We start from the raw sequence: 9009 nt of genomic DNA on the forward strand, positions 1-9009 counted from the left end.
AAAAAGATAGAATTAAAAACTCTATCTTTTTCAATCTGCCTATTTATGAAAATATCAACCTACTTTATGACTTTCACAATCTCTGAAATACAGGTTTAAATCCCGCTTGCATTGTATCATCCAGCCCCTTACCTTGCGTTGGGTTCCATGCAGCTATGATTACGTTATAGCCCAATCGCTTTAACTCTGTCGCAAAGTCTATAAGAGCTTTCCTTACTTTTTGATTCTCTACTAAATCGGCATCAAACGCTAAATAGACATTTTCTATACCCATATCCTTTAATACAGGCATAGCAATTCGCCAAGCATTTACACCAGGAATCGCAAGAACCGTTGTTCCTATTTCAGAAATCTCCTCTTTATTAAATCTCTCTGGAAGCAAATTAGCAATCAAATCGGCTTTCATGGATCCTTCTGTGATCATTACTGATTTAGTTTGATGCAATGTGCCAGAATTCCAATGTTTTAAATGAGAACTCGGTACCGCTACATGTACAGGAAGTGGATTTTCACTACCACCTGCACCAGTCCCTTGATTTTTATTTGCTGATGAGAGCCACAGATACTTTTGCCCTTTATGAATCTTTACAACAATTTGTCCCTCTTGAAATGGAATCTCTACCTTTTTCCTCACTTCTAGTTCGCCTTCAAAGATACAATCACCATTTTTTGTTATCTTTACAACATTAGGCTGCTCGATTAATTCCGCTTGAACTCCAGTAAGTACCGATTTCACATGAACGGAGTTTTTCACTTCATCCACACGAACCTGCCATCCAACAATTTGATTGTACTGGTTTCGAAAAGGAATCAATATACCAGAAGATCCTGACATCAAACGAAGAGAAAGTTGACCTTTCCTCAACTCATAAAAGCCCGGAACCCCCTGCCAACAGTTTTTATTCCCCATCTTTTTAAATAGCTTCTCCCAAACAGTCGTATACGTAGTATCCTCCTCTAACACAATTTGTTGTTTTAAGAAAGATCGATATTGACATACTTGTATTTGTTCCTCGCTCATTTTTCTATCTCGTAATAAATGTGTATGATGATGCTCCTGCAATGGTATGAAATCCATTAACTTCCGATTAAACACATCTAATTCCTCATTGCTTTTCTTATCATGAATCTGAACTTCATCCGCCTCGGGCAATTGATACTTATCTTTTCCATTTATGTAATGAATGTAGCTTGGATTTCCCGTATTTTTCCCATAAATCCATTTACTTTCTACACGTGTACATGCTACCTTCTCTTGCGAAATATGCAGCATACAATTGCCTGTATCATAACAAATTGGACAAGGTATACGGTAAAACTCCCACCAGCTGCCTCTCGGATAAGCACTTGTTAAACGAAACTGTCCTTTTTGAATGTTATAATTCATTTTTCCCCACTCCTTGTATACTTTTTATTATATATGGGACTATTACTTCCAATAAACTTTTTATAATTACATTAGGATATTACGTATAATCACCTAATGAATATACAAAAGGATACGTATTACAAACTAATTAATCATTTCTATGTTCTTGATCTTGCCAATCCGATTCTACGTATGCTTCAAATGCTATATCAAACATCTCATGATTTGTAAACCAATACTTTTTGATTCCCTTCGTATCTAACTTAATTGCTGTATTAAAGTACACAGGCACTTTCGCTTGATAAGATATTCCATCAAATTTTCCACCTGTTTTTCATAATAAGCCAACATTTGTGTAGCTCTCTTGAATTCTTTGTTAATCTTACGTTCCATACGTGCCTTTGTTGCCCCCGATAAAATAAAAGACAGAAATTCATAGTAATCTTTCACTACGGATTTCTGTCATTCCCTCTGTCTACATATTTCCATATGGTTCTGTAAATTATTCATTACGATACACTGACACCTGTTAAAGAGAATAACTCCTCTTTTATCGGATTAAGTGCTTGTAATGCACGTAAACTTTGAATAGGATTATCCGGATGTGTAGAACAAAATAATGATAATTCATAACTGATTATCATTATTAAATCCCCCTAAATAAATTTTTTTGCCCAATGTAATAATGAGTTCTCCAATCAAACAGAGTTAGAAACAACACAAAAAGAGCTTCTTCAAGTCGATTAAAAATGTGTATAGCAAAATAAACTATATATACACTAATCAGCTCAAAGAAGCCCTTTCAGAATTGAAACAAGACGAAACTTGCTTCTACAGCTCAACCACAACTTATAAAGTGTGAGAGTAAACAGAATCAAATAAACAATAAATACAATTACATATTAATGAATTCACACAAAAATTTCAACAACTTTATATTTTCTTGAGATTTTTCGCTCTATTCTACTTTCCAATGAATATTTTTGTAGAACCATATGATTCTACCGTGTTAAATTGCAATTCTAGATCTTGCATATCCCACTATCATCCCCTGATATTATTTAAAAGTTATCATTGTTTTATATATTCTATATCAGACTAATTCTTAGATGGATACAAGGTATAATTCCAATAATTTTTCACAGCATTTCCCTACATCATCTAAAAGCATCAACTTTTTAAACAGATAAGTAAGACATTTATTTTCGTTTGTTTTGTTAGAGGAAAACAAACGAAAATAAATAGATTAATTGTTTTTCAAATGCAAAATCTTTATTTTTTTAAAAATAATCTACGATAATCGTAAAGATAAATTTTCCAAATGCAAGTGGTATATAAATGAGCCGTAACTTTAATATTGCCTTTTTTTCTCTGTGATCAGAATCCCTCATTAAAACCAACCCTACACTTTACGCACAAATCCCCCCTTTAAATTACAATAATAATAAATCATACCATAATACAACTTAATATTCTTTATATTTTTAAAATTTAAAATATATTATTCTTATCTTTCCTTAACAACAAATAAGACGCCACCCCGATTATGGCAACGCCTACGATAATTCCTATACACTTAATCAAAATCATTTATTTCTTTGCTTCCATACCCCATTCTCTTTACGATAAGTATTCTTCCCACTCATGAATCCAGCTGTATTACCAGGGATGCTATATTTCTTATTCTTAGTCTTCTTCTTCATCCTCTTTTCTTCTTGAACAGCCTGCAAATCCACCTTCCATTGTTTCAACAAATCCTTTTTACGTCGCATCGAATTTGTACCCCTCAGATTAAAATATAAATCCATTAATCATATTATATATATTTATTGTTTATTTTCAATATAAAGAGAGCACCCTCGCTATTGGCGCTCTCAATGTGAATTGGGGTTTATTCTGAGCATTGAATAGGACACGAAGAACTCGTCCTATTACATTATATGCTTGTCCTTATCATAATGTGCAAAAAAAGGCCCCTCGCCCAGGTGCCAAAAGATACATATACTTTGAGGTAACTAACACGTTAGAAAAGACCCTTCCATATCATTGTATGATTATCGATTATCTTTATACCTAGATGACTCATTAAATACATTTAATGTATAATTTTTATTGATTTAACCATGCATAATTCCACCCCATTCATGGTTAGTATTCTAAATAGACCAACGATGTATTATAATCCTTTATATACCCAATGAGGTTTACCATGCTTAATTTTCATAAAACATTTCCCATCTTAGGATTCTTTTGGTTGATGAGACATCCTTACATAAGACCGAATGACTGATAGTAATACTACGAATACTAATTTATCCTTGCTAAACTCAATAAGGAAGAAACATATTGCCCCATCTTCTCCGCTTTCTCCAGGTAATCTAATTGATGCTGCGCTATGTTATTTAAATCAAAACGTGTGTCTTTCTCTGTAGACTTCGCTTAAAATGCTATAGCTCTTCCTTTATACACGCCTTCATAGGCTACTTTACTCTTAGCTTCATAGTAACACTTAGCACACGGCCAACTTTACTTTTTAACACCTTCACAGGAGTCGGACGCTTGTTTATAAGCGCCATTCCACGATTTCCTAGTCCTATTGTTATTCCTCTCTCTCAATGTTGAGATACATGTACCTCAAACTTAGTATCAATATCTATTGAATTCTTGTATTCGCTTAGTATTTTATAACTGGGAGCTCTATTAAAACATTGCCAGAATGTTTGTTTTGCTTTAAGTCTAGCTATATCAATAGTTTTATCAAAATTATTAGGAAGATAAGAATATTGATCTTGTGATGGAATTATTGGCCGTATATCTTTTTCCATGCCATCTCGTATTTTTTGAATGCAGGCAATCAGCTCATTCTTTACTATTTTCTCAATGTTCTCTATCGAAGGATATGCAACAATTAATTTTATTTTGCTACTAGCTATAAATAACTCCCCTAAATAGTTATTTATAAGATATTTAAACTCATTGATAATATCGAGTGCAATTTCTTCTTGGGGTTGTCTTAACGAGGATCTATAATAAAAATTTTGATAATAATTATACAAATTATACCTGTCGCTCATACAAATACTCCCTTATTATACATTTTGCTTCCATTTTACGTAGAAGCTGGATTTTCGTGAATGTTTTCGAAAACATGTAGCCTCCCCTTTAATAAAACTCAATATTCCGTCAATACTGTAGACACACGGTTATCTTTCTCCGATTCCTTATATGAGCAGTTAGCTTTTGCTAGCTGCTCTTTATTTGTACAAGGTACTCAATTGACTGGCGCACATATAATATCCTGAGTTTCTTTCTTTATAAAATAATCGTTATAAAATGGGTCTCGTTACGAGAGCACTTTACTAAGTGCTCTTTTTATGTTCCAACTTAATGAAATTTTTGTTTAGTTTTCTTACCTGCATAATATTTTGATATTTGTTTATACTATAGTTGTAACTTTTTGTTACAACATATATCTGTATCGATTGAAACTTCTAAAATTGTACCACGGAGCAGTTAGCTATTTCGGCTAGCTGCTTTGTTGTTTAAAATGAAGTTTTTGTTTAGTTTTTAATTAGTTCTGGGTTTTCGTAGATATTCCCAATAACTTCAATCTCTGTTGCTTCACTAAATATCGAACAACCGTAACTTCCGTCTGTCTTTTCAAACAGAAAACCACATTCTTTAAACTTAACTATTCCTATTTCGTCAATGTCGCATCCTGGTATAACGCTATACATATGGACAGTATCTCCTTCATAAATTCCCTTACCGTTCTTATCATTTAATCTTGTGTACTGCATGTATTTTACATATAATTCCGAAATATTCTTTAAAGGGTATTCACACAACATGGAATTGTTATTGTTTTTTTGTAAATACTCTATCGTAACAACCAATCATTCGTTTTTCTATTTCATCCCAAGCACGAAACTTAATCTCTCCCATTCTCTATTCTCCTTTTCTAACAAAATAGCGTTTTTGTTTAGTTTTCTTCCTCTTCTTCATCACAAATACATTCATCAACATACTCTCTACAAATAATGCACCAATTATCTTCCATTTCTGTTCCCCCTTTCTCTCAAATAACTATTTTGTTCACTTTTTTGATACATTTATGAAACATTCATGTGTTATCTTCATTGAGTTCTTTTCTTTTCATAAACCGTGTGGGTTATACCAACACAAGAAGCTCTAGATCCCTAAATCTAGAGCTCCTTCGTTTAAATAACTATTTTGTTCAATCATGTATAGACAACTATATATTTAGGTGTTAAAATATTATTGTGATTCCCACATGGTTTCACATACGACTTTTTTCTTCGATTATGGGGTTCTTACGTAATGTAAGGACCATTTTTTATTCAAATAAGGACTTTTTAAAAATTTATATGTACATATTTTTCAGTATATAATTAAATTATCAATATATCAGAGACAATAATGATTTTGTTATGTATTTGTTTCGGAATGAGTGCATTTTTGAGCTTAATAAAAGAATTTCGAAAACCACAGATAAACCGGTTCCTGGTTTTAGTTGATTCTATAATTTGGCTTGGAGTTTTATTCCTAGTAGGTAGCATCTTCATCTCCTTTTAATAACGGTTCTAGTTCCTCCCAACTCTCTTCAAATAAGTCGCATTCATTAGTAGACTTAACTATATTTCTCTGAATCCATTACCTGTCTTATTCACTCATATCGTATCCTAGATAATTTACTGCACTTCCTTACGACCTACGAATGACTTCGTAGTAGCTTCATGCCTCTTTTAATCCTTGAGTAAAAAGTAACGTTCTTAATCCCGTTCTTTCTCGCTAATTCCAAATGCACTGCGTACCCTTTTCCCTTCTTTGCTGTTTCATATGAATTCATACCATTTTTGACCCGTTTGAAGAAGGCCGACTGGCTTATTTCATTCCGTTCAGCTATTGTTATCATTCTAGAATTAATGCTACTTTTTCACTTTACATGTTAAAAAAATATTCGGATGGTAGTCCAAATACATATTATTAATATTAAGCTGGTTCACGTCAGAGGAAGGTACCTTAGGTTGTCTTTTTTTATTTTCCCTCGACATAATATGACAATATACGAATTAACAATTTGCTATTATTATCTAGAAATCTTACATTTATCTACAAATTATTATTGTATTTTTAATTTTTTAAATGTAAAATATTTCAATGTAAATACATACCATTTAGGGAGATGAAGAAATTTATGAAAAAATTATTAGCTTCAGCAACAGCGGTAACACTATTAACAGTGGGGTACAGTTCTGCTGCATTTGCAGAAAAAAATCCAAACGACAAGAATTGCAGTCACTTTAAAAACAAACAAGAAGTTATGGAATTTTGGCACAGCAATGGATACAGCGCAACTAATGATCCTCATGACTTAGATCGTGACAATGACGGCTTACCTTGTGAAGTGAAAAAAGGAGACTACGATCAATTTTTAGCTAGCAAACAAACTACTAAAAAAGATGAAAACAAACCTCAAGAACAACCTAAACAAGAAAATACTAAACAGGAAAACACTAAGCAAGAGAATTCAAAACAAAATAACCAAACAACAAATAATAAACAAGAACAAACTAAGCCTCAAACAACTGCAAAAGAAACAAAGAAAAATACTAATACAGTTGTGAAAAAAGAAACGAAAAAACAAGGTGAAAAATTACCTAATACAGCATCAAACGGTGTTACAATGATGTTAGCAAGCTTAGGATTAGCATTAGCTGGATCAGTATTAATGTTCCGTCGTAAAAAGACAAACGCATAAAATAGTTCCTTAAAACGGCAGGAGAAATCCTGTCGTTTTCAAATGGAGTGATAAAAGTGAATAAAAAACAATGGATAGGCTTATGTTTAACTGTTATTGGACTTACTATCTTTTCCTATTATTTTCTAGAATGGTATAGTGCTAGACAATCAGCAGAGTCGTTAACAACTAACGAGGCCAAACAATATGAAATCCCCACACCTTCTAAAGAAAATGAAACGCAAAACATCAATCAAACAGAGATAAAGACAGAAACTGAAAATGAAACTTCATTACAACCTGAAGAACCTGCACAAATTCCCTCTTCAAAGGTAAACCATCAGTTAGGAGATAAAGTAGCATATTTAATTATCCCTAAAATACAAAAGAAATACTCTGTATATTGGGGAGCTGATGATAAAGTACTAAAAAAGGGTGTAGGTATGTTTGTTAGTGACTTAACTACTACACCATCTGGAAATGGTCATACAGTTTTAAGTGGACATAGAGATACTGTTTTTACCGAGCTTGGTCAATTAAAGGAAAATGACCAACTTATCGTGGAATATGAAAATAAAACATATACTTATAAAATTAACAAGCATTGGATAACAGATTCAGAAGATCGAACAGTTATTGTAGAAAAAAGTGAGCCGACATTAACATTAACAACTTGTTATCCTTTTAACTATATAGGAGACGCTCCAGATCGGTACATAATTGAATCATCTCTACTTTCCATTCGGTAAGGATGAGAGTCCAAAAATTAAAGTGGTTTAAGTAGGAAGAAGGCACCTTTGGGTGTCTTTTTTTATGAGTAAGAAGTACTGCCAAGATGCGAAGAAAAATAGGTCATGAGACAAAATTTCAGCCTGAAAATTCAAAACTATCTTTTTTATTTCCTTTCGACATAATATGACAATATCCTTATATATAGTTTGTTATTATTAGCTTGGTAATCTTATATTTTACATAATTGGAGGAAGAAACGTGGGAAAAATATTTAAATTTGGATGCCTAGGCATTATAGCTTTATTTGTAATCGGAATAATTGCTATGGTCGCTGGTGGTGGAGACTCAACAGAAAAAACTTCAACAGACACTAAAGCAGTATCAAAAGAAGGTGTATCTTCTGATGTAAAAATCGCTGTAGGATCTATGGAAACAGTAGATTCTGTGGGTAATGAATATACAAAAGAACAAGCACAAGGTGTCTTTAAAATTTTAGAAGTTACACTTACTAATAATCAAAAAGACGCTATTACTGTTGATGCTAATAGTTTTAAATTAGTAGATAACAAAGGTCGTGAATTCACATATTCAACACAAGGTCAAACATCTTTTGACTTAACTAATGGTGGGAAAACTGACTTCTTCTTAAAACAATTGAATCCCGGTCTAACACAGACAGGTAAAATTGTATTTGATATACCAAAAGATGCTGAAGGTCTTTTCTTAAAAGCTAGTGGCGGTATGACAGGTAAAGAAATTAAGTTAAAAGTAGAATAGGAAAAAGGCACTCGAAGGAGTGCCTTTTTTCTTAACAACTGGCATTATTAATGCATTAAAATAACACTTAAATAGGGGCCCAATACATATTATTAAAATTAAAGTGGATCAAGTCAGAGGAAAGCACCTTTGGGTGTCTTTTTTTCTACATTAAAAAGCCCACCTATTTGATGAACTGAACCCAAAAAATTAGACAAATATATTAAGCAGCTACTAAGGATTGAACTCTGTATTGCACAGGGGACAATCCTTTTAGTTTTGTTTTAATTCTTTTGTGATTGTAGTAATGAATATAAGTTTCTAGTTCTTGCTTAAATTGTTCCATACTTTCAAACTCTTTAGGTTGAACTACCCCCACTTTCACTTCGTT

9 protein-coding genes and 2 pseudogenes are annotated in these 9009 nt (G+C 32.6%); 3 read left to right on the forward strand and 8 right to left on the reverse strand.

Features of this window, described 5'->3' with window-relative positions; all coding sequences use genetic code 11:
* Positions 1-73 precede the first annotated feature (73 nt).
* From RT27_RS27390 to RT27_RS27405, 7 genes and pseudogenes are all read right to left on the reverse strand, one after another.
* A complete protein-coding gene (locus RT27_RS27390; protein ID WP_043938358.1) occupies positions 74-1387 on the reverse strand; it encodes a DUF3854 domain-containing protein in 1314 nt (437 codons plus the stop codon).
* Positions 1377-1786 (reverse strand): annotated as a pseudogene (locus RT27_RS36285) (LPD1 domain-containing protein); the annotation flags it as partial. The gene RT27_RS27390 and the pseudogene RT27_RS36285, both read right to left, overlap by 11 nt.
* 92 nt (positions 1787-1878) lie before the next feature.
* Positions 1879-2013, reverse strand: coding sequence for a hypothetical protein (locus RT27_RS36150; RefSeq protein WP_269429676.1), 135 nt, complete (start codon positions 2011-2013; stop codon positions 1879-1881).
* Between the two features lie 942 nt (positions 2014-2955).
* On the reverse strand, positions 2956-3141 hold the full coding sequence (locus RT27_RS27395) for a hypothetical protein (protein ID WP_043938359.1): 186 nt from the start codon (positions 3139-3141) through the stop codon (positions 2956-2958).
* Between the two features lie 476 nt (positions 3142-3617).
* Positions 3618-3942 (reverse strand): annotated as a pseudogene (locus RT27_RS35430) (Holliday junction resolvase RecU); the annotation flags it as partial.
* A 39-nt stretch (positions 3943-3981) separates the two neighbouring features.
* The gene (locus RT27_RS35910) at positions 3982-4443 is read right to left on the reverse strand and encodes a hypothetical protein (protein ID WP_043938360.1); all 462 of its coding nucleotides are present in this window, start codon (positions 4441-4443) and stop codon (positions 3982-3984) included.
* Between the two features lie 486 nt (positions 4444-4929).
* Positions 4930-5265, reverse strand: a complete 336-nt coding sequence (locus tag RT27_RS27405) for a YopX family protein (RefSeq protein ID WP_231577716.1) — start codon at positions 5263-5265, stop codon at positions 4930-4932.
* 1322 nt (positions 5266-6587) lie between these two features.
* Here RT27_RS27405 and RT27_RS27410 point away from each other — a divergent pair.
* The 3 genes from RT27_RS27410 (at position 6588) to RT27_RS27420 (ending at position 8639) form a co-directional block, all read left to right on the forward strand.
* Complete coding sequence (locus tag RT27_RS27410) at positions 6588-7151, forward strand: excalibur calcium-binding domain-containing protein (RefSeq protein WP_043938362.1); 564 nt, start codon at positions 6588-6590, stop codon at positions 7149-7151.
* Positions 7152-7207: 56 nt separating this feature from the next.
* Positions 7208-7879: a class D sortase gene (locus RT27_RS27415; protein WP_043938363.1), complete on the forward strand. Its 672-nt coding sequence runs from the start codon at positions 7208-7210 to the stop codon at positions 7877-7879.
* Between the two features lie 241 nt (positions 7880-8120).
* The gene (locus RT27_RS27420; protein ID WP_000516002.1) at positions 8121-8639 is read left to right on the forward strand and encodes a DUF4352 domain-containing protein; all 519 of its coding nucleotides are present in this window, start codon (positions 8121-8123) and stop codon (positions 8637-8639) included.
* 202 nt (positions 8640-8841) lie between these two features.
* Here RT27_RS27420 and RT27_RS34360 read toward each other — a convergent pair.
* Positions 8842-9009, reverse strand: a 168-nt coding sequence (locus RT27_RS34360; protein ID WP_156137722.1) for an IS3 family transposase, incomplete at its 5' end; no start/stop codon positions are given.

Origin of the sequence: Bacillus sp. L_1B0_5 (assembly GCF_000836715.1) — a bacterium.
GTDB lineage: Bacteria > Bacillota > Bacilli > Bacillales > Bacillaceae_G > Bacillus_A > Bacillus_A thuringiensis_S.

What these genes read in the sequence shown, in the direction of transcription:
- RT27_RS27410 (WP_043938362.1), top strand. Translation starts at nt 6,588, where the DNA reads ATGAAAAAATTATTAGCTTCAGCAACAGCGGTAACACTATTAACAGTG.
- RT27_RS27390 (WP_043938358.1), bottom strand. Translation starts at nt 1,387, where the DNA reads ATGAATTATAACATTCAAAAAGGACAGTTTCGTTTAACAAGTGCTTAT.
- RT27_RS27395 (WP_043938359.1), bottom strand. Translation starts at nt 3,141, where the DNA reads ATGCGACGTAAAAAGGATTTGTTGAAACAATGGAAGGTGGATTTGCAG.
- RT27_RS36150 (WP_269429676.1), bottom strand. Translation starts at nt 2,013, where the DNA reads ATGATAATCAGTTATGAATTATCATTATTTTGTTCTACACATCCGGAT.
- RT27_RS35910 (WP_043938360.1), bottom strand. Translation starts at nt 4,443, where the DNA reads ATGAGCGACAGGTATAATTTGTATAATTATTATCAAAATTTTTATTAT.